The 23,017-nt window shown below is 59.4% G+C and carries 34 protein-coding genes; 13 read left to right on the top strand and 21 right to left on the bottom strand.

What is annotated here, in order from left to right:
* Positions 1-21: 21 nt before the first annotated feature.
* Complete coding sequence (locus AC2FF8_RS17970; RefSeq protein WP_496880374.1) at positions 22-1,617, top strand: MFS transporter; 1,596 nt, start codon at positions 22-24, stop codon at positions 1,615-1,617.
* Between the two features lie 8 nt (positions 1,618-1,625).
* Here AC2FF8_RS17970 and AC2FF8_RS17965 read toward each other — a convergent pair whose 3' ends face one another.
* The 3 genes from AC2FF8_RS17965 to rplS all read right to left on the bottom strand — a co-directional run bounded on the left by AC2FF8_RS17965 (position 1,626) and on the right by rplS (position 2,635).
* Complete coding sequence (locus tag AC2FF8_RS17965) at positions 1,626-1,853, bottom strand: hypothetical protein (RefSeq protein WP_257600086.1); 228 nt, start codon at positions 1,851-1,853, stop codon at positions 1,626-1,628.
* A gap of 165 nt (positions 1,854-2,018) precedes the next feature.
* The gene (gene rpmE, locus AC2FF8_RS17960; protein ID WP_050605278.1) at positions 2,019-2,240 is read right to left on the bottom strand and encodes a 50S ribosomal protein L31; all 222 of its coding nucleotides are present in this window, start codon (positions 2,238-2,240) and stop codon (positions 2,019-2,021) included.
* Between the two features lie 11 nt (positions 2,241-2,251).
* Positions 2,252-2,635, bottom strand: coding sequence for a 50S ribosomal protein L19 (gene rplS, locus AC2FF8_RS17955; RefSeq protein ID WP_152457026.1), 384 nt, complete (start codon positions 2,633-2,635; stop codon positions 2,252-2,254).
* A 369-nt stretch (positions 2,636-3,004) separates the two neighbouring features.
* On the opposite strand from rplS, the gene AC2FF8_RS17950 reads away from it, so the two are divergent.
* Positions 3,005-3,805, top strand: coding sequence for a glycoside hydrolase family 25 protein (locus AC2FF8_RS17950; protein ID WP_496880373.1), 801 nt, complete (start codon positions 3,005-3,007; stop codon positions 3,803-3,805).
* Here the strand turns inward: AC2FF8_RS17950 and AC2FF8_RS17945 are convergent.
* The 12 genes from AC2FF8_RS17945 to ffh form a co-directional block, all read right to left on the bottom strand.
* Positions 3,802-4,227: a hypothetical protein gene (locus tag AC2FF8_RS17945; RefSeq protein ID WP_496880372.1), complete on the bottom strand. Its 426-nt coding sequence runs from the start codon at positions 4,225-4,227 to the stop codon at positions 3,802-3,804. The two genes, AC2FF8_RS17950 and AC2FF8_RS17945, sit on opposite strands and share 4 nt — an antisense overlap.
* A 134-nt stretch (positions 4,228-4,361) precedes the next feature.
* Positions 4,362-5,171 (bottom strand): tRNA (guanosine(37)-N1)-methyltransferase TrmD, encoded by an 810-nt coding sequence (gene trmD / locus AC2FF8_RS17940; RefSeq protein WP_171205713.1) that lies wholly within the window; start codon positions 5,169-5,171, stop codon positions 4,362-4,364.
* A complete protein-coding gene (locus AC2FF8_RS17935; RefSeq protein ID WP_496880371.1) occupies positions 5,168-5,983 on the bottom strand; it encodes a hypothetical protein in 816 nt (271 codons plus the stop codon). Before AC2FF8_RS17935 ends, trmD begins: the two co-directional genes overlap by 4 nt.
* Positions 5,983-6,486, bottom strand: coding sequence for a ribosome maturation factor RimM (gene rimM, locus AC2FF8_RS17930; protein ID WP_171205715.1), 504 nt, complete (start codon positions 6,484-6,486; stop codon positions 5,983-5,985). The genes AC2FF8_RS17935 and rimM overlap by 1 nt, the downstream gene beginning before the upstream one ends.
* Complete coding sequence (locus AC2FF8_RS17925; RefSeq protein ID WP_162896811.1) at positions 6,479-6,628, bottom strand: hypothetical protein; 150 nt, start codon at positions 6,626-6,628, stop codon at positions 6,479-6,481. The genes rimM and AC2FF8_RS17925 overlap by 8 nt, the downstream gene beginning before the upstream one ends.
* 6 nt (positions 6,629-6,634) lie before the next feature.
* On the bottom strand, positions 6,635-7,270 hold the full coding sequence (gene bluB / locus AC2FF8_RS17920; protein WP_496880370.1) for a 5,6-dimethylbenzimidazole synthase: 636 nt from the start codon (positions 7,268-7,270) through the stop codon (positions 6,635-6,637).
* A 12-nt stretch (positions 7,271-7,282) separates the two neighbouring features.
* Positions 7,283-7,672 carry a 30S ribosomal protein S16 gene (gene rpsP, locus AC2FF8_RS17915; RefSeq protein WP_010437590.1) on the bottom strand — a complete coding sequence of 130 codons (390 nt, stop codon included), beginning with the start codon at positions 7,670-7,672 and terminating at the stop codon, positions 7,283-7,285.
* A gap of 71 nt (positions 7,673-7,743) precedes the next feature.
* Positions 7,744-8,040 carry a chorismate mutase gene (locus tag AC2FF8_RS17910; protein ID WP_170344783.1) on the bottom strand — a complete coding sequence of 99 codons (297 nt, stop codon included), beginning with the start codon at positions 8,038-8,040 and terminating at the stop codon, positions 7,744-7,746.
* Positions 8,037-8,576, bottom strand: a complete 540-nt coding sequence (locus tag AC2FF8_RS17905) for a GNAT family N-acetyltransferase (RefSeq protein WP_425080191.1) — start codon at positions 8,574-8,576, stop codon at positions 8,037-8,039. The genes AC2FF8_RS17910 and AC2FF8_RS17905 overlap by 4 nt, the downstream gene beginning before the upstream one ends.
* Positions 8,573-9,124, bottom strand: a complete 552-nt coding sequence (locus AC2FF8_RS17900) for a GNAT family N-acetyltransferase (protein ID WP_170344785.1) — start codon at positions 9,122-9,124, stop codon at positions 8,573-8,575. Before AC2FF8_RS17900 ends, AC2FF8_RS17905 begins: the two co-directional genes overlap by 4 nt.
* Positions 9,121-9,633 carry a GNAT family N-acetyltransferase gene (locus AC2FF8_RS17895; protein WP_496880369.1) on the bottom strand — a complete coding sequence of 171 codons (513 nt, stop codon included), beginning with the start codon at positions 9,631-9,633 and terminating at the stop codon, positions 9,121-9,123. The genes AC2FF8_RS17900 and AC2FF8_RS17895 overlap by 4 nt, the downstream gene beginning before the upstream one ends.
* Before the next feature lie 41 nt (positions 9,634-9,674).
* Positions 9,675-11,171, bottom strand: a complete 1,497-nt coding sequence (gene ffh / locus AC2FF8_RS17890) for a signal recognition particle protein (protein WP_496880368.1) — start codon at positions 11,169-11,171, stop codon at positions 9,675-9,677.
* Positions 11,172-11,421: 250 nt separating this feature from the next.
* Between ffh and AC2FF8_RS17885 the strand changes: the two genes are divergently transcribed.
* On the top strand, positions 11,422-12,309 hold the full coding sequence (locus AC2FF8_RS17885; protein ID WP_496880367.1) for a sulfotransferase domain-containing protein: 888 nt from the start codon (positions 11,422-11,424) through the stop codon (positions 12,307-12,309).
* On the opposite strand, the gene AC2FF8_RS17880 is transcribed toward AC2FF8_RS17885, so the two are convergent.
* Both AC2FF8_RS17880 and AC2FF8_RS17875 read right to left on the bottom strand, forming a co-directional pair.
* Positions 12,306-12,830 carry a hypothetical protein gene (locus AC2FF8_RS17880; protein WP_496880366.1) on the bottom strand — a complete coding sequence of 175 codons (525 nt, stop codon included), beginning with the start codon at positions 12,828-12,830 and terminating at the stop codon, positions 12,306-12,308. The two genes, AC2FF8_RS17885 and AC2FF8_RS17880, sit on opposite strands and share 4 nt — an antisense overlap.
* A 121-nt stretch (positions 12,831-12,951) precedes the next feature.
* Positions 12,952-13,470 (bottom strand): hypothetical protein, encoded by a 519-nt coding sequence (locus AC2FF8_RS17875; RefSeq protein WP_257600098.1) that lies wholly within the window; start codon positions 13,468-13,470, stop codon positions 12,952-12,954.
* Between the two features lie 89 nt (positions 13,471-13,559).
* Here AC2FF8_RS17875 and AC2FF8_RS17870 point away from each other — a divergent pair, with 89 nt between their 5' ends.
* On the top strand, positions 13,560-14,090 hold the full coding sequence (locus AC2FF8_RS17870) for a prolyl-tRNA synthetase associated domain-containing protein (protein WP_425080185.1): 531 nt from the start codon (positions 13,560-13,562) through the stop codon (positions 14,088-14,090).
* On the opposite strand, the gene AC2FF8_RS17865 is transcribed toward AC2FF8_RS17870, so the two are convergent.
* Positions 14,091-14,828 (bottom strand): aspartate/glutamate racemase family protein, encoded by a 738-nt coding sequence (locus AC2FF8_RS17865; protein ID WP_496880365.1) that lies wholly within the window; start codon positions 14,826-14,828, stop codon positions 14,091-14,093. It abuts the gene before it with no gap.
* 70 nt (positions 14,829-14,898) lie between these two features.
* Entirely contained in the window at positions 14,899-15,480 is a 582-nt protein-coding gene (locus AC2FF8_RS17860) for an FMN-dependent NADH-azoreductase (RefSeq protein ID WP_496880364.1), read from the bottom strand.
* A 120-nt stretch (positions 15,481-15,600) separates the two neighbouring features.
* Here AC2FF8_RS17860 and AC2FF8_RS17855 point away from each other — a divergent pair, with 120 nt between their 5' ends.
* From AC2FF8_RS17855 to AC2FF8_RS17845, 3 genes are all read left to right on the top strand, one after another.
* Entirely contained in the window at positions 15,601-16,479 is an 879-nt protein-coding gene (locus AC2FF8_RS17855) for a LysR family transcriptional regulator (protein WP_425080183.1), read from the top strand.
* A complete protein-coding gene (locus tag AC2FF8_RS17850; protein ID WP_496880363.1) occupies positions 16,476-17,390 on the top strand; it encodes a DMT family transporter in 915 nt (304 codons plus the stop codon). The genes AC2FF8_RS17855 and AC2FF8_RS17850 overlap by 4 nt, the downstream gene beginning before the upstream one ends.
* Positions 17,391-17,516: 126 nt before the next feature.
* Positions 17,517-17,930, top strand: coding sequence for a universal stress protein (locus AC2FF8_RS17845; RefSeq protein WP_170344796.1), 414 nt, complete (start codon positions 17,517-17,519; stop codon positions 17,928-17,930).
* Here the strand turns inward: AC2FF8_RS17845 and AC2FF8_RS17840 are convergent.
* Positions 17,927-18,262, bottom strand: a complete 336-nt coding sequence (locus AC2FF8_RS17840; RefSeq protein WP_170344797.1) for an ArsR/SmtB family transcription factor — start codon at positions 18,260-18,262, stop codon at positions 17,927-17,929. The genes AC2FF8_RS17845 and AC2FF8_RS17840 overlap by 4 nt on opposite strands.
* 231 nt (positions 18,263-18,493) lie before the next feature.
* Here AC2FF8_RS17840 and AC2FF8_RS17835 point away from each other — a divergent pair, with 231 nt between their 5' ends.
* The 6 genes from AC2FF8_RS17835 to AC2FF8_RS17810 all read left to right on the top strand — a co-directional run bounded on the left by AC2FF8_RS17835 (position 18,494) and on the right by AC2FF8_RS17810 (position 22,099).
* Positions 18,494-18,826 (top strand): AtpZ/AtpI family protein, encoded by a 333-nt coding sequence (locus AC2FF8_RS17835; RefSeq protein ID WP_170344799.1) that lies wholly within the window; start codon positions 18,494-18,496, stop codon positions 18,824-18,826.
* A gap of 2 nt (positions 18,827-18,828) precedes the next feature.
* Entirely contained in the window at positions 18,829-19,587 is a 759-nt protein-coding gene (locus AC2FF8_RS17830; RefSeq protein ID WP_171205725.1) for a F0F1 ATP synthase subunit A, read from the top strand.
* A 48-nt stretch (positions 19,588-19,635) separates the two neighbouring features.
* Positions 19,636-19,860, top strand: a complete 225-nt coding sequence (locus AC2FF8_RS17825; protein WP_005981269.1) for a F0F1 ATP synthase subunit C — start codon at positions 19,636-19,638, stop codon at positions 19,858-19,860.
* An 86-nt stretch (positions 19,861-19,946) separates the two neighbouring features.
* Positions 19,947-20,498 (top strand): F0F1 ATP synthase subunit B', encoded by a 552-nt coding sequence (locus tag AC2FF8_RS17820; protein WP_171205726.1) that lies wholly within the window; start codon positions 19,947-19,949, stop codon positions 20,496-20,498.
* 5 nt (positions 20,499-20,503) lie between these two features.
* Positions 20,504-21,064 carry a F0F1 ATP synthase subunit B gene (locus AC2FF8_RS17815; RefSeq protein WP_170344804.1) on the top strand — a complete coding sequence of 187 codons (561 nt, stop codon included), beginning with the start codon at positions 20,504-20,506 and terminating at the stop codon, positions 21,062-21,064.
* Positions 21,065-21,265: 201 nt separating this feature from the next.
* Entirely contained in the window at positions 21,266-22,099 is an 834-nt protein-coding gene (locus AC2FF8_RS17810; protein ID WP_496880362.1) for a hypothetical protein, read from the top strand.
* Between the two features lie 42 nt (positions 22,100-22,141).
* Here the strand turns inward: AC2FF8_RS17810 and AC2FF8_RS17805 are convergent, their stop codons facing one another.
* Complete coding sequence (locus AC2FF8_RS17805; RefSeq protein ID WP_257600105.1) at positions 22,142-22,912, bottom strand: FadR/GntR family transcriptional regulator; 771 nt, start codon at positions 22,910-22,912, stop codon at positions 22,142-22,144.
* Positions 22,913-23,017 lie beyond the last annotated feature (105 nt).

Here is a 23,017-nt window from a genome sequence, read left to right as displayed (position 1 = left end):
GTCTTGGACAGTGGGTGTTTTATGGGCGACGAGAGCTCGGTGAATGTATCTCCGCAGTCCCGCGCCCGCGTGGTGCTGGCCATGACGGCCATCTGCATGATGGTCGTGGGGTTCAACACCACTGCTGTGACCACCATCTTGCCCAACCTCAAGGCCGAGTTCGATTTGACCCCTTCAGGAGTGCAATGGGTGATGGCCGCGTATTCCGTGACCAGCGCGACGCTTGTCTGTATCGTTAGCCGGTTGGGGGACATCACCGGCAAGATGGGTGTTTTCTTCATTGGCATGATCGTCTTTGCAATCGGGTCAGCCTCGGCCCTGTTGGCGCAGGATGGGGCCATGCTGCTCGTCGGGCGCTGCGCGCAAGGTGCAGGCGCGGCGGCGTTGTTTGGCACCTCTTTGTCATTGTTGACGGCAGCCACGCCCGAGGAGCAGCGCGCCAGCGTCACCGGCATCTGGGGGGCGATTGTCGGACTGGCGATTGGTGTCGGGCCTGTCGTCGGCGGCGCATTCGGCCACTATGTCAGTTGGCGCGCGGTTTTTGCAGCCGACCTGGTTCTGCTGGCTGTGGCCTTTGCCATCGGGCTGCATGTCAGCAAACGGAAATATGTTCCCGATACCCGCCTTGCCGGGGCAAAGTTCGATTTTGCGGGGGCCGTTGCCATATTGTTTTTCCTCGGGCCATTGTCCTTTGCGCTCAGCAACGGGGAAAGCGGCGGGTGGACTTCGCCTTCGACACTGGTGCCTCTGGGCGTGGCGGCCGTGTCGGCAATTGCCCTTGTCATCGTATCCCGCCACAGCGACGACCCCCTGATCGAGCTTCGGTACTTTCGCCATCCGCGTTATCTGATGGCGGCGGCGGGGATGTTCTTTACCGGCTTTACGCTGTTCTGCTTCTTTGTCTATTTCAACACATTCGTCCAATCGCCCGATGCTTTTGGGTATTCGTCCATCGGTGCGGGGCTGGCGATCATGCCGCTCAGCCTCAGCATGTTTGTTATATCGGTCACCGCGCCCCGCTTTCTTGCCCCCTACAGCTTTCAGTGGCCGATCGCGATTGGCCTGGGGGCAATGGCCTGCGGGTTTCTGCTGTTGATGGCAACCACGAACACCACGCAGTTTTCCGAAATCTGGTGGAAGCTGCTGATCGTCGGGGTCGGGCTGGGCATCTGCTTTTCGCTGTTGCCTCGTCTTGGTCTGCGCCTGCTGCCCGAGCAACACGTCGGGCAGGGTTCGGGGGTCATAAATGCCTGTCTCTATTTCGGAGCAACACTTGGCGCCGTGGTCGGAGGCCTGGCTGAAGCAATCACGAAACGCCGTGGTCTGTCCGAGGTGATCGACGCGTTGCCCGCCGGGTCAACCCAGCGCGAGGATCTGGCCCATGCGCTGACACATGGAACGCCGAGCCAGATACAGCAATTGATCTCGGGGATGGATCCGGCTGCGGGAGATGCACTGGCGAAGGCCCTGCGGGATATGCAGGACAACGCCTTTGACAATGCCATGTTGGTTGCCGCGATTGCGGCGCTGGCCGGGATGGCTCTGGCACTGATGTTGTTGCGTGGGCCGGTTCCGCCCGTACACAGTGCGGCGGACTTGACCCGCAAACCGCGATAACCTTGTCCCTAACCGCCGAGGTACACCCCCTTTTGAGGACGAAAAAAGACCTTCTGATCGTGCAGCTTGCCCAGAAGTTCGTGAATGCGCCGCAATGTGTCTTCCCGGCTGGTCCTGCTGTTCTCTGGTTCGTCCAGTGCAGCTTGTGACAACGTCGCGATCGAACCGCGCAATGCCGTTTCAATCAGATCCATATCCTCGACCGATAGCTCGATCATGTCGTTGTACTGGGGCATGTCCGGGTCTCCGTGGAAGCTGGGCGTTGGTCACCCGGAGTGTAGCATCACTGGGCCTGTGCCAAAACGCATCTTGTCCGCTGTCGCGTCCATAAGACACATGGAAGCTTCCAAGAAAAAGGCCGCCCCCAAGGGACGGCCTTTCGAATGCGAAACCAGTCAGACTTAGAAGCCCAGACCTTCGTATTTCTTTTTGAACTTCGACACGCGGCCGCCGGCGTCCATCAGGCGCGACGAACCACCAGTCCATGCAGGGTGCACGGAGGGGTCGATTTCCAGAGCCAGCTGATCGCCTTCGGCGCCCCAGGTGGACTTCATCTGAACCACGGTGCCATCGGTCATTTTGACGTCGATGACGTGATAATCGGGATGGATGTCTTTTTTCATCTTTCCGTTCCTTACGCTTCGGCGCCAGCCTTGGGCTTGTAGTTGGTGACTTCTGCGATACGCGCGGATTTACCGCGGCGGGTGCGCAGATAGTACAGTTTGGCGCGACGAACGCGGCCACGGCGGACAACGGTGATGCTGTCGATGTTGGTCGAATACAGCGGGAACACACGCTCCACGCCTTCGCCAAACGAAATCTTGCGAACGGTGAACGACCCGGCAATGCCATTGCCGTTGTTGCGCGCGATGCAGACGCCTTCGTAGTTCTGCACACGGGTGCGCGACCCTTCGGTCACCTTATAGCCGACACGGATGGTGTCACCGGCTTTGAAGTCGGGGATGTCTTTCCCCAGGGCGGCAATCTGTTCCGCCTCAAGCTGTGCGATCAGGTCCATCGCAGGTTCTCCTATCTGCTCGTGGTTGGTCCACGAAGTTTGGGCACGGCCTGAGAGCTCTTGGTCTTCACCGGGTCCTGCACGCAGCCCGCCAGAGGTCAGATCGAATGTTCCTTTGGTCTGGTCTGATCTGACACATCCCCGCCGAAGAAAGCCGGGCTTCAAGCCACCAATCAAACCAAAACACCGGAGTCGCAGAATGCGGCACCGGATTGCGGTCGTTTAAGGGTATTGTGTGCCGGGATCAAGGACAAATCGTGTGGCAGGCAGTGGGAATCCGCCTTTCGAAAATCACACCGTTGCCACAGCGGTCAGATCAGGCATTCTGAAGAAAATTGAAAGAGCAGAAATTTCAGACAGGACCCAATGATGCGAATTGCACTTACGCTGACGATTGCAGCCGCCTTGCTTATGTCGTGCGGACGCGGCGGCCCGAAACCGCAGGTCGTGGAACCCACGCCGGGCGTGGACAGGACAGCACCGTCCGTAATCTACCCTGATTTTGGTGACGCCGATCCGCATGACTGGGACGGTCGTCATCCCGGATTGTATCCGATCCATGGGCTTGACGTCTCGCGCTGGCAGGGACCGATAGACTGGCGCACGGCCAAAGCTTCGGGCGTGAGCTTTGCGTTTCTGAAAGCGACCGAAGGCGGCGATGTGGCGGATCCGATGTTCAACGACCACAGGCGCGGTGCGCAGGCGGCGGGCGTACCCTGGGGGGCGTATCACTACTATTATTTCTGCCGATCGGCCCGGGAACAGGCGCGTTGGTTCATTCAGAACGTGCCGAAAGGGGCAGACTTGCCGCATGTGCTTGACATGGAGTGGACACCGCATTCCAAGACCTGCACGTTGCGGCCCGATGGCAGAACCATCCGCGCCGAAGCGCAGCGCTTTCTGGACATTCTCGAACGACACTATGGCCGGCGTCCCATCGTCTATACGACAGTGGATTTCTTCGCGGATACGGATATCGGGCGTTTGCCCAAAACCGAGTTCTGGTTGCGATCCGTCGCGGGCCACCCACGCCAGGTCTATCCCCGCACGGTCTGGCGGTTTTGGCAATACACCGGCACCGGGCTGGTGCCGGGGGTTCAGGGCCGGGTGGACATCAACACGTTCAACGGCACCCCAGAGACTTGGGCCAGTTGGAAAGCACGGCGTTAGGAGTTCGGTGTTCCGTAGGTTTCAATAGTGCCGCCCCCGACCAGGTGGTCCAGCCGCCGTTCGCGTTCGTCACCGAAAGCATTGCGCACCCAGAACGACTCACCCGCGGTCAGTTCGCGTCGTTCGAAACCGCGTGCACGCAGGCAGCGGTCAACCTGATCGATTTCACCCTGCGCGCGCAACTCGTCCTGAAACGGTGCGGTGACCGCAGGCCCGATGACGATGCCCCAAAGCAGGATATTGGTTGCATATCCACCGATAACGGCGCTGTTGCCGCCCTCGTCAGCTTCCTGAGAACAGGAATCAACGGCAACCTTCGCAGAGTGCAGATTGTGACCGGCTTGCGTCGGAACGGACATCCCGAGCGGTTTGGTGGTGCAGGCGGATGCAACCAGTAACATACCAAAAATTAGCTTTTTCATAATGCCTTCTGTTTCACTTCTTGTTGCCCAAAAAACCTATGGGACCTGGAGGTGAATAAGTTCAGGTACGTTCAACTTCAAATGGCATTCTGACAAACATCGAAACTGAGGCATCCCGGCCACAACAAGTGGGTCTAGTCCTGGGTTTCCGATGTGGCTTTGACATATTCCGCCCAGATATCAGGACGCCGTTCGCGCGTGATGTCTTGTGCCGTTTTATGCCGCCATTCCGCGATCCGGCCATGATGGCCCGACATCAGAACCTCGGGGATCGGACGCCCTTTCCAATCTGCGGGGCGGGTATACTGGGGGTGCTCCAGCAGACCCGAGGCAAAGCTTTCCTCTTCGGTCGAAGCCTGATTTCCAAGCACTCCGGGAATTAGCCGTACTGTGGCATCGATCAGGGCTTGTGCCGCGATTTCGCCGCCGGTCATGACGAAATCACCCAACGACACCTCTTGCACGCCATAATGTTCCAAAACGCGCTCGTCCACGCCTTCAAAACGACCGCACAGAAGGGTCATGCCGTCACAACGGGCAAGATTCTGCATCATGCGCTGATCCATGCGGCGCCCGCGCGGGCTGAGGTAGATCAGCGGCCAGTTCCCTTGAACGCCTGCCATCGCATGCTCGATCGCGTCACCCAGAACATCGGCCCGCAGAACCATGCCGGCGCCACCCCCGGCCGGGGTGTCATCAACGTTGCGGTGTTTGCCTATACCGAACTGTCGCAAATCCACTGTTTCCAGTTGCCAGAGCCCTTCCTGCAAGGCCTTGCCTGTCAGGCTTTCGCCAAGAACACCGGGAAAGGCGGACGGGAACAGAGTGATGATCTTGGCTTTCCAGACCCCGTGCAGGTCAGGGCTCGGCGTCATCAGCTCGCGTGGTTTCAGGGCAGGACGGATCGCCTTGCGGCCATGGGATCTGCTGGGTTTCTCTGTCATGTCTGGCGGGCCAGTTCGTTCTGTGCGGAGTGAATCAGTGCTTTCTTCTGGGCGATCATGGCGGCGTCGTCCAGCGAGGATCGGTTCAGCGCCAGGATTTCCTGTAGCACATCGTCTGAAAATGCAGGCGTGCCCTGAGCGGGCCCGACAAGCTGTGACGAAAGCTCGGGCGGCAGGTTCAGAAATTCGGCCAACGGCGCACCCGCACCAAGGCGGTGATTCTGCAACGCCTCCATCCATTCCGTTCTGACGGTAACGGATGGCAGCCGGTTTCGGACGGCGTCAGCGGTTTCCTGAAGGGATGGCAGATGGGTAAGGTCGGAAGAAAAGGCGTCCAAATCCTGCACCATGCGTGATTTCTGCAAGTCATGGGCCCACAGGCTCCGCAGCCATTGATCGCGGGCGCGCAAGGATATGTAGATCGTGATATCGGTCTGATTGCCCAGGAACCGCCGCCGCACGACGCTGACCAGAGTTTCCGCCAGTTCCGGTGCGGCGCCGTAACCTTCACGCTTGTTTCTGCTGGGGCGCAAGCCTGCGAAATTCTCTTCGCTCAGGATCAACCCCCGGCGTGCGCCGAAATCCAGATCGTCCAGAAACGCGTGCAGGTGGCTTCCAAAACCCGCCAATGTGGAATCCAGCCGGTAAAGCGAGTGACGCGTGGCCGCCTCGCTCAAGCCGCTGTTGCGCGTCTTGTAGGGCAGAACCAATGCGAAGCGTGGCCAGATCAGTTTCCGGTTTTCATGGAGGAAGGACTGTGCTGCGGTCATGCCTGTCTTGTGCAGGCCCAGATGCAGCAGGACCCGACGCATCAGATCAGGCCTTCGGGCGGGTCGGCCACGATACGGCCTTGTTCCAGATCCACCGTGGGTACAACTTGCATCGTGAAAGGCAGAAAAACCGTGGTCTTCAGGCCCGGCCCGTGCAATTCCAACAAGTCCGCGGCCCCGTGGTTCTGCACCGATTTGACCTTGCCCAGCAGGGTGCCTCCGGTGTCATAGACATCCAGCCCGATCAGATCGTTGTGATAGAACTCATCATCGGGCAGCGAAGGCAGCTGATCGCGCCTTGCATAAAGGCGCAAACCATTCAGGGCATCCGCCTGTTCCTTGGTTTCAACGCCACCAAGGCGGGCCGCGAATCCGTTCTTGATGGTGCGCGTCAATACCACCGGATAACGCTCTTTGCCCGCTTCATCGGTCAGCGGCGAATAGGTCTCGATATCTTCGGGAACGGCGCAAAAGCTTTTCAGCCTCACCTCGCCTCGCACACCGTAAGCCCCGGCAATGCTGCCGACGCAGATCAGATCACTCATTGGCTGCCCCAGTCGTCAAACATATCCCGTTTCTCCATTCGCCAAGCCCGTTGCAGGCTTCGCGCTGGTTGTTGCGCTCGAAGAACACGCCCACAATAAAGGCGATCAGCAGCAGAATGGGAAGTCGTATCAATCCGAACATGAGGTCTTACCGTGTTTCGATCGCCAGGCCCTGCGCCCGGGTTTCCCAGCCGACCTGTTCCAGTTCAGGCGTATCCGACATCTGTTCCGGCCGGCCGACACAGAAATAGCCGATCAAGCGCCAGGTTTCAGGAACATTCAGATCGCGCTTCATCTTGTCGGGATCCAGAATGGAAACCCAGCCCAGTCCCAGACCTTCGACCCGAAGTGCAAGCCAGAACAAAGTGATCGCGGACACGACAGAATAGCGCCGCATCTCGGGCATCGTGCCGGCGCCAAGTCCCAGCCCTTTTTCGGTGCTGTCGTCGCAGAAGACGGCCAGTTGCACGGGCGCTTCCTGCATCCCGGACAGCTTCAGGCTGCTGTACAGCTGCGCCTTGTCACCCGAGTAGCCCGCCAAAGCGTGGTCATTGGCGGTGCGAAAATTCTTCAGCGCTGCGGCCCTTGCCGCTTCGCTTTCGACGCGGATCACGCGCCAGGGTTCGCTGAGCCCCACCGAAGGGGCCAGTCGAAATGCGTCGAGGCAGCGCGCCAGCACTGCCTCGTCAATCGCATCGGTGCGGAACCGGCGCACATCCCGCCGGAGCCGCAACAACAGGTCGAACTGCGTGCGAAAATCGTCTGTAAAGGGGTGATCCTGCACGCGTGCGCCTGCTTATTCTTCTGCTGCGGCTTCTTCTGCCGGAGCAGCAGCGGCTTCGGCTGCTTCAGCGGCCTTGGCGGCTTTCTCTTCGGCGCGCTCCTGGGCTTTCTTGCCCGGGGTGCCCTTGTTGGGGTTGTTGCGCTCGGCCTTGTCACGGGCACCGGCCGCTTCCAGCATACGCGCGATACGGTCGGTGGGCTGTGCGCCCTGGTCCAGCCAGTACTGGATGCGCTCCATGTTCATTTTCACGCGCTCTTCGCTGTCTTTCGGTAGCAGCGGGTTGTAGGTGCCCAGTTTCTCGATGAAACGGCCATCGCGCGGCATGCGGCTGTCAGCAGCCACGATGCGGTAGAAGGGACGCTTTTTCGAGCCGCCGCGGGCGAGACGAATTTTCATTGCCATGGTGGTATCTCCTTTGAATGGCGTATCCGGCGTGGGTGCCGGTTAGTTCTGGTGTTTGTTGAACCGGAGGTTCACTCTTGATGCTTCCGGTGGTGTCGGATGACTTCCTGAATGATGAAATTCAGGAAAGCCTTGGCGAAATCGGGGTCCAGATCGGCTTCATTCGCCAGGTCTTCTAACCGTGCGATCTGCGCAGCTTCGCGCGAGGGATCGGACGGGGGAAGGTCGTGTTCGGCCTTGAGCTTGCCAACGGCCTGCGTGTGCTTGAACCGCTCGCCCAGCGTATAGACGAGGATCGCGTCCAGCCGGTCGATGCTTTCGCGATGCTCTTTCAACAGCGTGGCAGCCTGTGTCACGGGGTTGGTCATTGGCCGGTCCTCTCGGTGGTCAAGTCTATCTGCGGGTGGCGCCAGATCTGAGCGTGCTTGCCCAGAAGTTCGGCATTCTCAAGCTCAAGCGTTGCACCAAGCCGTTCAGCCAAAGCGCGCGAACGATCATTTGCATGGGCGATGTACGAGATCACACCGTTCAGGCCCTGGTGCCGGGCGGCATGGTCACGCGCAGCCGATGCAGCTTCAAAGGCCAGCCCCTTGCCTTCGGCTTCTTCCATCAGGGTCCAACCCAGTTCCGGTTCGGCCCAGCCCGGCACGTAGATCATTCCGGCCCAGCCGACGAATGTGCCGCCGGCCTTTTCGGTCAGGTGCCAAAGGCCATAACCCCGCAGCGCCCAATGACCCAGCCGGTTCGACAACGAGTTCCAGCATTCGAACGCATCCCTGGGGCCGCCCACCATATGGCTGCGCGCGGTCGCGAAGAATGCGGTCATCGCCGGCAGGTCATCCAGATGCGGCGCACGCAGGATCAGGCGTTCGGTCTCGAGCGTGGGGATGGTGAAAGAGGTCATGCGTAAGCCTCCACTCCGCCATTCACCAGATCCGAGGGTGCCGGGTGCCGCCAGATTTCGGACTTTCCGAATTTGGGGTGGTCATAGTGATGCTCGAACTGTGCGCCCAGACGCTTGGCCACGGCCTTGCTGGCGTGATTGTCCTGGTCGATCAGTGAAATCGCGGTTTCCCAACCCAGTACATCATAGGCGTAGGCGCGTGCAGTCAGCGCGGCCTCGGTCGCATAGCCCTTGCCTGTGGCGTGGTTCAACAGGGTCCAGCCGACCTCGGGTTCCGGCCAGCCTTCGGGAAACCAAAGCCCGATCCGCCCGACATAGGTGCCGGTGTCCTTTTCATCGACGCTCCAATACCCATAGCCGCGCAGGGCCCAGTGGCCCAGCAGAGAGGCAACCACCCGCCATACCTCATCCTTGCGCAGGGGACCGCCGACGAACTTCGCGGCGTCGCTGGCAAAGAAGGCAGTGTCCGCGCTGACATCAGCCTCGGACGGCGCACGCATGATCAGACGTTCGGTTTCCAGCGTCGGGATTGGCATCGCGAATGTCATTCCTGCACCTCGCTGTACCGCCAGACATGCTGGGTTGGTCCAAAGGCGCTTTCTGCGTTGGCATCACGCACTGCGCCCAGTCGTTGTGCAAGTGCGTTCGAACGGGTATTGGATTGTGAAACGTAGCTTACGAACTGCCCCGATCCGAGCAGGTCAAATCCGAAATCACGCACGGCGGCGCAAGCTTCGGTGGCATAGCCCTGCATGCGGTGTTCAGCGCTGAACATATAGCCAAGTTCCGGTTCGTGATCGTCCCATTCCAGGCCCAGAACGACGAAGCCAATTGCCCGATCATCACCCCTGAGTGTGACCGAGAACAGCCCGTGACCATGCAGAAGCCAGCCCGAGGTATAATAGGAAAACTCGGTCCAGGCTTCTCGGTCGGTATCGCCAAAGCTGTCTTTGCAGATCGACGTCCACACCGGCAGGTCGTCCAGAGTGGGCACACGCAGTACCAGCCGCCGGGTCTGAATGACCGGCAGAGCTGCGCGGTATTGCGCTGCTGCCATCGCCGCCTTTCCGGACGGGGGCTGGGTGCAGCGTGCTGGCGTCACTTTTTCTTTCCGAACCCGCTCAGGCCCGGTGGCAGACCCATGCCGCCACCCAGACCGGGCATCTTGCCGCCCATGGCCTTGGCCGCCTGTTCCAGCGCCTTGGGATCCATGCCTGCGGCCATGTCCTCGGGGCTGGGGCCGCCTTTGCCGAACATGCCTTTCATGGCCTGTTTCAGCATCTTGCCTTTGCCCATCTTGCCCATCTTCTTCATCATGTCCGACATCTGCCGGTGCATCTTGAGCAGCTTGTTGAGGTCGCTGACCTCCATCCCGGAACCCGCCGCGATACGCTTTTTGCGGCTGGCCTGAAGGATCTGCGGGTTCGCGCGTTCGCGCTTGGTCATCGACTGGATCATGGCGATCTGCTGGCGCAGAATCCTGTCGTCCAGACCGGCCTGATCCATCTGCTTAGCCATCTTGCCCATGCCCGGCATCATGCCCATCATGCCCTGCATGCCGCCCATCTGGATCATCTGTTCCAGCTGCATCTTCAGGTCGTTCATGTTGAACTGACCCTTGACCATGCGCTTCATCATGCGCTCGGTCTGTTCCATCTCCATCGTTTCCTGGGCCTTTTCGACCAGGGCAACGATGTCGCCCATGCCCAGAATACGACCGGCGATCCGGTCCGGCTCGAAAGTTTCGAGCGCGTCCATCTTTTCACCCAGACCGACAAAGCGGATCGGCTTGCCGGTCACGGCGCGCATCGACAGGGCCGCACCGCCGCGCCCGTCACCGTCCATCCGGGTCAGGACCACGCCCGAGATGCCGACCTTGGCGTCGAACTCCTCGGCCACCTCGACGGCGACCTGACCGGTCAGGCCGTCAACCACCAGCAGCGTCTCGCGCGGGTCAACGGCGTTGCGGACCTGCTCGACCTCGTCCATCAGAACCTCGTCGATATGCAGACGACCCGCGGTGTCCAGCATATAGACGTCATAGCCGCCCAGCGTCGCCTGTTGCTTGGCGCGTTTGGCAATGTCGACAGGCTTCTGGCCCGGCACGATCGGCAGAGTGTCCACACCAACCTGCGTGCCCAGAACCGCCAGCTGATCCATCGCCGCCGGACGGTAGACGTCCAGCGAGGCCATCAGGACCTTCTTGCCCTCTTTCTCTTTCAGTCGCTTGGCAAGCTTGCCGGTGGTCGTCGTCTTGCCCGAGCCCTGCAAGCCGACCATCAGGATCGGGGCAGGCGGGTTGTCGATCTTCAACGCACCGGGGTCTTCCTCGCCATGCAGGGTGTCAACCAAAGCGTCATGCACGATCTTGACGACCTGCTGGCCGGGTGTGATCGACTTGGTGACCGCCTGACCGGTCGCCTGTTCCTGCACCTTCTTGACGAATTCCCGAGCAACCGGCAGCGAGACGTCGGCCTCAAGCAGGGCAACGCGGACCTCGCGCAGGGCGGTTTTGACGTCTTCTTCAGACAGGGCGCCCTGTTTGGTCAACCGGTCGAAGACGCCAGAGAGGCGTTCGGATAGATTTTCAAACATGCCTGCGGCCTCCTTAGCCGGTTCTGATTTGGCGCCCCATAGATAAGGGCAGACGGGTCAATGCACAAACGCCCCCACGGGCGAAACTCGCTGGTGGGGGGCGATCCCTGAACGACTCGAGGGACCGGAAGATCAAACGCTTCCGGATGTTGGGGCGTCATCTACGCCTCTGGGCCGCGTGAGTCAAGATAAGCTGTATGGGTGTCACATTGCGGGTTATTCTGCGTGAATGCAGCAGAGGGAGGGGGCAATGAAGAACGGTCCGCCGCGAAAGACGACCGACTATGTCGGCGAAGTCACCAACACCGATATCTGGTCCGGATTCGAGATACGGCCCAGCGACGTCTTTGTGTGCACACCGCCCAAATGCGGCACCACTTGGACGCAAACACTGGTGCGCATGCTCATCACCGAAACGGCCGACCCCGGCGTGTACGACAACAAGGTCTCACCGTGGCTTGATTGCAGTTTTCGCGATCGGGTCGCGCAGGCGGATGACCTGAGTGCGCAAAGCCATCGGCGCTGTATCAAGACACATACCCCGCTTGATGGCATCGTGTTCTCGCCAAATGCGCAATATCTGGTTGTTCACCGTCATCCGGTTGACATTCATTTTTCCCTGCGCCGCCATGTCGAGAATATGAAGCATGACTGGCTTGATTACCTCTTCCCCGAAGATCTGTCGGAAGCTTTCGACATGTTTTTGACCCGGCCCGCGTCGTCCAAGGGCACAGATGACCTGACCCTCAGATCGATCATTCATCACTTCCATTCCTTTTGGGTGTATCGCGACCTGCCCAACATACATTTTCTGCACTATGCCGAGCTCAGCCGGGATCTTCCGGGACAGGTCACGCGGCTTGCACGGATCATGGACATCGAAATTGACCCGGACCTGGTCAAGGATATCGCCGAAGCCGGCAGTTTCGGATCGATGAAAAACAATGCCATACGTCTAAAGCAAACCCCCGGATTCACCAGTGGTTTTCACGACTTTGCGCAGTTCTTCTCTTCGGGCACAAGCAACAAGTGGGAGGGCAAGCTGACCGAGCAGGACATGGCACGATATGACGCCTGCATGTCCCGGCTGGTCTCAGCCGAAGAACGCTTGTGGCTGGAACGCGGCCTGGCCGCTTAATCCGTCCCGGCTTCGCGATGGTCTTGGGCAGGCTTCGATGGAAGCCGGTCATTCACCGCCTCGGCCAACCGGTGAGAGCCGGAGCCGCTAGAAAACGCTTCGACAATGGGATGGCGACCCGCACTCATGCCTTTCTCAAGAACAAGGACCGGGCGATACAGCGTCGAGGTGCCGTTTTTGCCGCGGGATGTCGTACTTTCGACTTCAGCGTGGGACAGGTTGGACAGTTTGTGTTCAACCGCTTCATACCCGAAAACGGATTGGCGGCGGATCAGGATACTGTCCTTGTGCCGATCCAGGATGATCTGAACCCGCCTTACGAAAACGCAAAACGCACCAAAGCCAAGACCACCTCCGCCAAGGGCGAAGATCAGGCCGAACCAGATGCCTTCGCCGCCCGTGCTCATCAGGAAAACACCGGGGCCGACAAAGGCCAGAATGAAAATGACCAGCATGATACCGATGAACCAGGGCGTATTGGCGATGATCAGTTGGTTCGGGGTGTCTCGGGTCACTTTCATGGCGGTACGCTAGCACCGTTCCAACACCCTGTTCCAGTTTGATTTGCCCGCGCCTTGCGGGAATGGAATTGCAAACAGGCAGGCAAAAACAGGCAGGCAAAAAGACCGCATCTCGTTGATTTCAGGCAGAGCGGTTGCCGGGGTCACTTCCACGCGCAGCAAGCCAGTCATTGACCGTGCCGGTAATACGTTCGGCACAGGTTCCGGTCGAAAAAGCTTGGATGATCGGATGACGACCCGCACTCATACCCTTGTCCAGCAACAGAACCGGACGATGACGGCTTGCGAACAACCATGCGGGCTTGTTCAGTATGGTTTCTACTTCTGCATGGGACAGGTCGGACAGAGCGTGCTCTATGGCTTCATATCCGAAAATGGATTTCTGACGGATCACCAACGTGCCCTTGGTCCGGTCAAATATTACCTGAACGCGTCTCACCAGCAGGTGAAAGCTCCATAAACCCATAGCGCCACCAAATATGATCATGCTCAACCCGTACCAGAAAGCCGACCCGCCAGCCCATGTCAGCAACAGGCCAAGCGCTGCGAAAATCAGGGTGTTCAAAGCAAACAGAATTCCGAAGAACCAAGGGGTATCGCTGAGGATCAGCTGTTGGGGTGTGTTGCGCGCGACTTTCATTCGTGCAGGATATCACCCGGGCGATTGTATGTCCCGCGCTTGAATTCCAAGCCTTGGTGCGCGATGAGCAGTCCAAACAGGAGGGTTTCATGGACGCTTCATCCGCCTATCAGGACACACTACCGCTGAGCTCCGACGCATTGTTGACGCAGATGGAAGATTGGGGGCTGGCCTATCGCCTGCATACCCATGTGCCTTTGCGTACGGTTGAGGATGCCAAGGCCGTCGAAGACCAGTTCAAGGTGCCGGGAGAGAACGCGCTGCGGGTCAAGAATCTGTATCTGCGCGACAAGAAAAAGCGCAACTATCTGGTGACCTTGGAACAAAGCCGCGAGATTGATCTCAAAGCTTTGGGGGCCGAGTTGGGCCTAGGCAACCTGTCCTTCGGCTCGGCGGACCGGCTGTTGCAGAACCTCGGCATACGCCCCGGCGCGGTCAGTCCGCTGGCGATGATCAACGGTGTTCAGAATGATGTACGGTTCTTCATGGATGCGGCGGCGCAGCAGGCCGAGGTGATTTACATGCACCCCCTTGTCAACGACCGCACCGTGGCCCTGACGCGGGCCGATATGATGGCCTTCTTCGATCGCATCGGGTGCGAGATCACCTGGTTGCCCTGATTACGTCAGTGCCTCTTTCAATGCGGCGGCGACATGCGCGGCTGACGGGTTGACGAACAGGTGTCCGTCAGCCTCGAACACCGGATCGTCCAGGTGGTTCGGAAAAGCCAGTGGAAGCTCGGTACAGGCCAGCAGGATCGCAGTTCCGGGGCTGGCGTGCTTGTCGCAAAACGCCAGAAGTCGGGCGCGGGCAATGTCAGACGCACCACCATAGAAATCACTGTCGATCATGGCCTGCATCTGGGAAATTTCGGGTTCGGGCAGCCGTTCATTTGCGGCAATGCCTTCGGCGGCCAGACGATCCGCATAGTTGTTGGCCTGCATCGTCACGGCTGTTCCCAAGACCAGAGCCTTGGACGCGCCAGTTCTTGCAGTGGCTTCGGCGGTCGCGTCAAAGATGCTGAGGATTGGCATCGAGACACCCTGCCGTATCGCGTGAAGCCGCGCATGGGGGGTGTTGGACGCGATGACGCCGAAATCGCACCCGGCGCGTTCGAGAGTCAGCAGGGCGTCGCGGAACACCGCGTCAAAATCCGCCCAGCTTGCCTCATCCCCGGCGACACCGCGCAGGGCGCGCGTTCTGGCCTGCGTAACGGATTCGATGGTCATCGGTGGGATTGGCAAAGGCGAGCCGTGACCACGTTCAGCGAAATAACGCCCGGCCCCTTCGGCAATCGCCCGGTAGTAATCGACGGTCGAGGCCCAGCCCACACCGCCCAGAATGCCGATTTTCTTCATGCGGCCCATCCAGTCTGCCTGTTTGCTCGCTGGCAGACTGGACGTTTCAGCGCCTGTTGGCCAGAGGCGATCAGGCAGCAAGCTCGGCTACGGCCTTGTGGGCATGTTCCAGCGCCGCATCCGGGTTCACGGCCATCTGATCCGCGGCGATGACGTCGACGTCATGAATGCCGATGAAACCCAGAACATGGCGTACGTAATTGGTGGCGAAATCTGCTTCGGATCCGACGGGAACACCGCCCGATGCGATGGCCAGAATGGCACGTTTTCCTTCCAACAGGCCTTTGGGGCCGTTTTCCGTGTAGGAAAAGGTCAGACCCGCGCGGGCCACCAGGTCGACCCGCGCCTTGAACGCCGCAGGGACCGAGAAGTTGTAGATCGGCAGGCCGATGACGATGGTGTCGGCCTCTTGCAGTTCGGAAACCAGTTCGTCCGACAGGGCCAGCCGGTCGCGTTGAAGATCGTCGCGCTGGTCGGCGGGGGTGAAATTGGCGGCGATCCAGTCTTCCGTCAGCAGGGGCAGGGGGGTGGCCAGATCACGACGGATGATGCGATCTGCGCCCAGTTGCTTGACCACACGGTCAGACAGATCGCGCGTGGTCGAGTTCACGCGGCGGGCGGAAGAGTCGATATGAAGGATAGTTTTAGCCATTGTTCTGGTCCTTTGGGTCACGGGAATCTTGTCCTGCGCCCAATATGATTATTGCGCTGGTGAACAAAACTCGGATATATCAACAGTTATTGTTGGAAATTGCACAGTGACGACATTGCCATGGACAATTGGGATGAAGTGAGAACCGCCTATCAGGTGGCGCGCATGGGGACGGTCAGCGGCGCGGCAGAGGTTCTGGGTGTTCACCACGCCACCGTGATCCGTCACATCGATGCGATCGAGTCGCGGTTGGGTGTCAAGTTATTCCAGCGCCACGCGCGTGGGTATACGCCGACCGAAGCAGGCGACGATCTGCTGCGTGTGGCGCAGGCGACCGAAGATCAGTTCAATCAGCTTGTCGGCCGGATGAAGGGTCGCGGAGACGACGTCTCGGGTGAATTGGTCGTGACTTCTCTGGGGTCTCTTGCGCCGTTGGTCGTGCCGACGCTCACCACGTTTCAAAAGATGCATCCGGACCTGATCGTGCGATACCTGACGGGCGACCGGCTGTTCCGGCTGGAGTATGGCGAGGCGCATGTGGCGATCCGCGCCGGATCGGCCCCCGACCAACCTGACAACGTTGTCCAGCCTTTCCGGCAGCAGGAGGTTGGTCTTTATGCCAGCACCTCGTACATCGAACGGTTTGGCAAACCATCCGGAATCGAGGATTTCACACGCCATCACTTCGTCAGTTCCGATGATGAGACCAGCCGCGCGCCGTTCACACGCTGGCTGCGCGCGACGGTACCCGCCGAACGCATCACTTTCCGCTGCACCAACAACTTCTGCATGCGCGAGGCCGTTCTGGCTGGTGCCGGCATCGGCTTCATGGCCCGTTGGGAGGCCGCCCGCCACGACAATCTGGTCGAGGTGATTGATCCGCTGCCGGAATGGTTCGGCAATCTGTGGCTGGTGACCCACGTGGATTTGCACCGCACCACAAAGGTACAGGCGTTCCTGAGCTTTCTGAAGGAAGAAGCCAAAGGCTGGCAGCCATGAGCACGCAGATGCGTGGCCACCTGGCCATGCTCGCTTTTTCAGCCCTTGTGGCAGGCAGCTTTTCGCTGGGGTCCATGATCGCCAACGAAATCGCCCCGGCTGCTCTGAACGCGGTGCGCTTTGCCATTGCCGCTGCCGTGATTGGTTTGGCCGCACTGGCGACAACCGGCCTGCCGCGCAGTGCCGCGCAGGCCCCTTGGCGCTATCTGGTGCTCGGGGCTTTGTTCGCCACCTATTTCGTCCTGATGTTTTATGGGTTGCAAACCGCCCCGCCTGTCAGTGCGGCGGCGGTGTTCACCCTGACACCAGTTGTCTCTGCCATGGCGGGGTGGGTCTTGTTGCGTCAGATCACCACGCCGCGCATGGCGCTGGCCCTGAGCATTGGCGCTGTGGGCGCGCTATGGGTGATCTTTCGGGCCGACTGGCAGATGTTCCGTGCCTTTGAAATCGGTGGCGGAGAAATCATCTATTTCTGGGGCTGCGTCGCCCATGCGATCTACACGCCCATGATCCGCAAACTGAACCGAGGAGAGCCCGCCGTGGTGTTCACCTTCGGAACGCTGGTCGCCGGGTGCCTGTTGTTGGTCGTGTTCGGCTGGTCCGACCTGATGGCCACCGATTGGGTTGCGCTTCCGGCTATTGTCTGGATCGGCCTGTTCTATATTTCGTTCTTTGCCACGGCAGCCAGTTTCGTGCTGGTGCAGTTTTCCTCACTCCGGCTGCCGTCGGCCAAGGTCATGGCCTATACCTATCTGGTACCCAGCTGGGTCATTCTGTGGGAGATTGCGCTGGGCAAAGGCGTGCCAACCGGTTTGATCCTGGGTGGTGTGGCGCTGACAATCATCGCCCTGCTGATGTTGTTGAAAGAGGAAGTCCCGCCCTCGGTTCCAGTTCGTCGCGCCAGGGAATAAGCCACATCTGCGCTGGAAATACACGGCAGGTCCAAGATGTATTCCAGAGGTGGAATTTGTTGAGCCAGATCAAGGCGCCCCTGCGGCACCTCCATTAGCTTCGTCAGCAGGCTAAAGGAGGAGATCATGTTCAAACACATCATGTTGCCGGTTGACCGGCATCTACCGCCCGAGGTTCGCAAAGCGGCCGATGTCGCTGCACAAGTTGCGAAATGGCAGGGGGCCAAAATCACTCTGGTCAGCGTCACCGGGGCCCATATGGGCGAATCCTCGGAAACCGAAGCCGAGATTGACAAGGAACTGGCAGAGTTCACCGAACAGTTGGCCGCAGAAAGTGGATCAGACGTTTCCATGCGCAAAATCCACTCGGTCGACGTTGCCGCAGAAGTGGACAGTGATCTGACCCGCGCGGCCGAGGAGATCGGCGCAGATCTGGTCATTGTCGGCACCCACGCGCCCCGGATCACCGACTATATTTTTTCCAGCCACGCCGGGTATCTGGCGAAACACGCCAGCATGTCGGTTTTTGTGGTGCGCTAGGCCTCGCCCGACTTTGGCAGTTCAGCTTCCAGAAACCGCTCGAACGCGTCCAGATTGACGGGCTCGAATTGTCCAAACCCCTGCATCCAGACCGAGGCGGCGCGCAAGGCGTCAGGTTCCAGCTTGCACCATTTTACCCGCCCGCGTTTTTCCTGACTGATCAGACCGGCCTTGGTCAGGATGACCAGGTGTTTGGAGATCGCGGCCAGCGACATTTCGAACGGTTCGGCCACATCCGTCACCGCCATGTCATCCTCCAGCAGCATCGCCAGAATGGCGCGGCGGGTGGGGTCGGCGAGGGCCGCAAAGACTGTGTCGAGATCGTTGGACATGTGACCGCTCAACCATAGCCGTCGGGATTGGTCAACCATTTGGTTGAATATGCGGATTCAGGGCTTTGGCGGTGCAACGGCGGTCATCGAAACGAATGGCGCGTCTTGGGTCTTGTGAAAATCATAACAAATTCAATATTTTAGACTGCGTCAACGAGGGCATTCAAGGTCGTTGACTCTGCGCGCGCCGCGCCTTAGCACCATGCCCAAGACTGTACGAGGGAAACGCCCGTGACCGATGATGACCAAAAGCAGCGTATGGCGCAGCTGGAGGCCAAGATCGAGGCGGCGAAAAAGGCCAAGGCGCCAAAACCTCGTGCGGACGCTGACGTGTCCGGGGGCGAGCTTGCCTGGCGGATGGTCATCGAAATGGTTTCCGGTCTTGGGATCGGATTTGGCATCGGATACGGGCTGGACAGCCTGCTCGGGACGATCCCGATCTTTCTGGTGCTGTTCACACTGCTGGGCCTTGTCGCGGGCGTGAAGGTTATGCTCCGCAGCGCGAAAGAGGCTCAAGATAAACAAACGGCGGCATCGGCTGCCGAGAAGGACGAGAGGGACTGAACGTGGCAACTGAGACCACCGCAGCAGAAGGCAGCAGCCTGGTATTCCACCCGATGGATCAGTTCATCGTCAAGCCGCTGTTCGGCGACGGTGCGGTAGGCATGTTCACGGTCACCAACGTGACTCTGTGGTTGTTCTTTGCGGTGCTGGCCGTAACAGCTCTGCTGGTTCTGCCCACATCCAAACGTGCCATTGTGCCGACGCGTATGCAGTCGGTGGCCGAGCTGGCCTATGGCTTCATCTACAAGATGCTGGAAGACATCTGCGGCAAGGAAGGCGTCAAGTACTTCCCTTATGTCATGACCCTGTTCATGTTCATTGTCGTGGCGAACTTCCTGGGTCTGATCCCGACCTCGTTCACCACCACGTCGCATTTCGCCGTGACCATCCCGCTGGCACTGGCCGTGTTCCTGACTGTGACCATTCTGGGTTTCGTCAAGAACGGCGCCGCTTTCCTGGGTCTGTTCTGGGTGTCCAGCGCGCCGCTGGCGCTGCGTCCGATTCTGGCGATCATCGAGCTGATCTCGTACTTCGTGCGGCCGGTCAGCCACTCCATTCGTCTTGCCGGCAACGTCATGGCAGGCCACGCGGTTATCAAGGTTTTCGCAGGCTTCGCCGCGATTGCCGTGATCTCGCCCGTGTCGGTTCTGGCGATCACCGCAATGTACGGCCTTGAGGTCCTGGTGGCCTTCATTCAGGCCTACGTATTCACCATTCTGACCTGTGTTTATCTGAAAGATGCGCTGCATCCTTCGCACTAAGGTCCGATACCCCAACATCGAAACTTCCAATTCGTAAGGAGATACATCATGGAAGGCGATCTCGCACACATCGGCGCAGGCCTGGCAGCAATCGGTTCCGGCGCAGCCGCAATCGGGGTGGGCAACGTAGCAGGCAACTTCCTGGCCGGCGCCCTGCGCAACCCTTCGGCGGCTGCTTCGCAGACCGCGACCCTGTTCATCGGTATCGCATTCGCAGAAGCGCTGGGCATCTTCGCATTCCTGGTCTCGCTGCTGCTGATGTTCGCCGTCTGATCTGCGGAACCTGATCCTTACGCGCAGGTGGGCCCAAGCCATAGCGGCCCACCTGTTGTAAAGACAACGTTCCGACGGAGGACATCATGGCGACTGAACCCATTAGCGAAGAAGTGGTTGGCTCGTGCGTCGACTCGCATGGCTCTGCCATCGGGATGCCGCAGCTCTGCTTCGATTGGTTCCCCAACCAGATTTTCTGGCTGGTCATTACGCTGGTCGTCATCTTTCTGGTCCTGTCCCGCGTGGCCCTGCCGCGCATCGCGGCAATCCTGGCTGAACGTCAGGGGACCATTACAAATGACCTGGCTGCGGCCGAAGATCTGAAGGCCAAGGCGGTCGAGGCCGAAGAGGCCTATAACAAGGCGCTGGCCGATGCCCGTGCCGAAGCGCAGCGGATCGCTGCCGAAGCACGCGCTGAAATTCAGGCTGGACTGGATGACGCGATTGCCAAGGCGGATGCGGAAATCGCTGCCAAGGCGGCTGAATCGGAAAAGGCAATCGCCGAAATCCGTGCCGGTGCACTGGAAAGCATTCAAGTGGTTGCCAAGGATACGGCGGCTGAACTGGTCACCGCACTGGGCGGCGAGGCAGATGCCAAAGCCATCAACAGTGCAGTAGACGCACAGACGAAAGGATAAGTGACATGCGGAACACTCTTGCCCTTATCCTGACCGTTGGTGCAGCCAGCCCCGCGCTGGCGGCAAGCGGCCCGTTCTTTTCGCTTGGCAATACCGACTTTGTCGTCCTGCTGGGCTTTATCGTCTTCATCGCGGTCCTGTTCTACTTCAAGGTCCCCGGTATGATCGGCGGTGCGCTGGACAACCGTGCCGAAGGCATCAAATCCGAACTGGACGAAGCCCGTGCTCTGCATGAAGAAGCACGCAGTTTGCTGGCCTCGTACGAGCGCAAGCAGCGTGAAGTTCAGGGGCAGGCCGATGCGATTGTCGCGGCAGCGAAGGAAGACGCAGCCCTGGCGGCAGAACAGGCGAAAGCTGACTTGGAAAAGTCGATCGAGCGTCGTCTTGCCGCAGCTCAGGACCAGATCGCTTCGGCCGAAGCGTCTGCACTGAAGGAAGTGCGCGATCAGGCCGTTTCGGTTGCGGTTTCGGCGGCCAGCTCGGTTCTGGCAAAGCAAATGACCGCAGCGCAGGCCAACAAGCTGATCGATGCATCGATTGCAGACGTGGATGCCAAGCTGCACTGACGGGTGACCCCGACAGACAAGTGATACAGACGACCCGAGAGCTTTTGGCTGTCGGGTCTTTTGTTTTTGTCGTGCTTCTGTTTCTGTTGTTTCAAACACTCCGAATCCTACGACCTGCCGGGGATCAGGTTGATAGGAGCGCCCTGATGGGGGCGTGACATTTACAGGGAAAGACAGGCGGTGTCAGGCAACGCAGTTTCGATGAATATTGTCGGTGTCGTCCGAAATGGCGGGTCGGCGCTGATCGACACGATCAACAGGATCGAAAACCTGTCTGCGCAGTTGCATCGGTTCACCGTCACCATTGCCACGAACGACAACACGGATGGCACGGATCAAGTGTTGTCCGACTATGCGGGCCAAAGCCGGCATGTCGATATCATGCGACTGGATGGTCTGGCGTCAGAATTGCCAAACCGGGTCGAGCGTATCACGGCGGCCAGAAACGCGGTTCTCAAAAAACTCGAGGATCAGGACAGGGACCTGGAGTTGACGCTGGTGTTGGATCTGGATGGCCCGAATACCTGCCTGGATGCTCAGGCGGTTCTGACAGCAGCGCAGCGGGTCGCCCCTTTGTGGGAGGGCGTTTTCGCCAACCCCAAACCAGCGTATGACGATATCTACGCTCTGCGGTGTTCGGGTTGGTGTGATGAAGACGTGTGGCAACGCATTCAAAGCACACGCAGGCCGCTGTTCGGGCGTCGCAAGTGGCGCCGGTCTGTCATGAAGTCCGCAGTTTTCGACCGCCAGTTTCACATTCCTGCCGACACGCCCCTGATCCCGGTCGACAGCGCATTCGGCGGCGCCGGGTTGTATAAATCCCGCGCGCTGCGGGGGTTGCGCTATTCTTGCCGGGACGAAAAAGGCCAACAGGTGTGCGAACATGTTATGCTGCACAAACGTCTGAGGGATCGCGGCGCAAGGCTGTTCATCGACCCGTCGCTGACAACTCTGGCCACCGAGGACCGTCTGGGAGAAGGCAGCGGCGCTCCGTTCCCCCGACATCTGCTGCCAGCCGCGTCAGGGGCTGCCTAGTCCCGGCCTTGCGCTGCACTGTCTGAAAAATCGGGATGGCCCTTAGGTCCGCCCGGTTTCGTGTTGCAGCCTTTGTTGCGCAATAGCTTCGTTTCGATCGGCCTTTTGCTGGTCCGCCATACAGCGTTCCACAAAGTCCAAATGGCGTTCAATTGCATTTCGTGCAGCCAAAGGATCACGCTCTTGCAGCGCCACATTGATGGCGCGGTGCTGATCCAGGATGGCCTCGCGGGTGGCGCGCTGACGGAACATGGTCTGACGATTGTAGAACACCCCCTGCACCAGCAGGTCATACATCGACCGCATCATGTGCAGCATCACCACATTGTGGCTGGCCTCGATGATGGCCATGTGGAACTCGGCGTCCAGCTGCGCCTCGTCATTCGCGGCGTTTCGGTTGTGGGCCGCCTGCATCTTGTCAAAGATCGCCTGAACGACTTTCAGGTCGCTGTCTGATCCCAACCGCGCGGCCCGTTCTGCCGCCAGCCCTTCCATGTCACGGCGAAAGGACAGGTAATCGAATACGGCTTCCTCGTGGCTGCCGAACAAACGGATCAGCGCCGGGGAAAAGGCAGAGCCCAGAACCTCGGCCACATAGATCCCGGATCCGGCTTTTGCAGTCAAAAGCCCCTGTTCCTGAAGTTCGGAAATTGCATCACGCAAGGACGGGCGCGAAACGCCCATGCGCTCTGCCAACTCCCTCTCTGACGGCAGGCGCTCGCCGGGGCGCAGGATGCCACGCAGGATCAGAAGCTCGATCTGGCGAACGACCGCAAGCGACAGCTTTTCCGTCTGAACTTTGTGAAAGGGCATCTCATCTTCCGAAATTGGTCAATTCATTTGACCATGGACGCCGGTGCTGTTCAAGAAACCCCGTTCATATCCGCTGAAAAATAAGGTCAGTAATGTTGACTTTAA

Source organism: Ruegeria sp. YTSA144 (genome assembly GCF_059610125.1).
The sequence above is the reverse complement of the archived record's forward strand: the minus strand, read 5'-3'. Positions and strand labels throughout refer to the sequence as shown.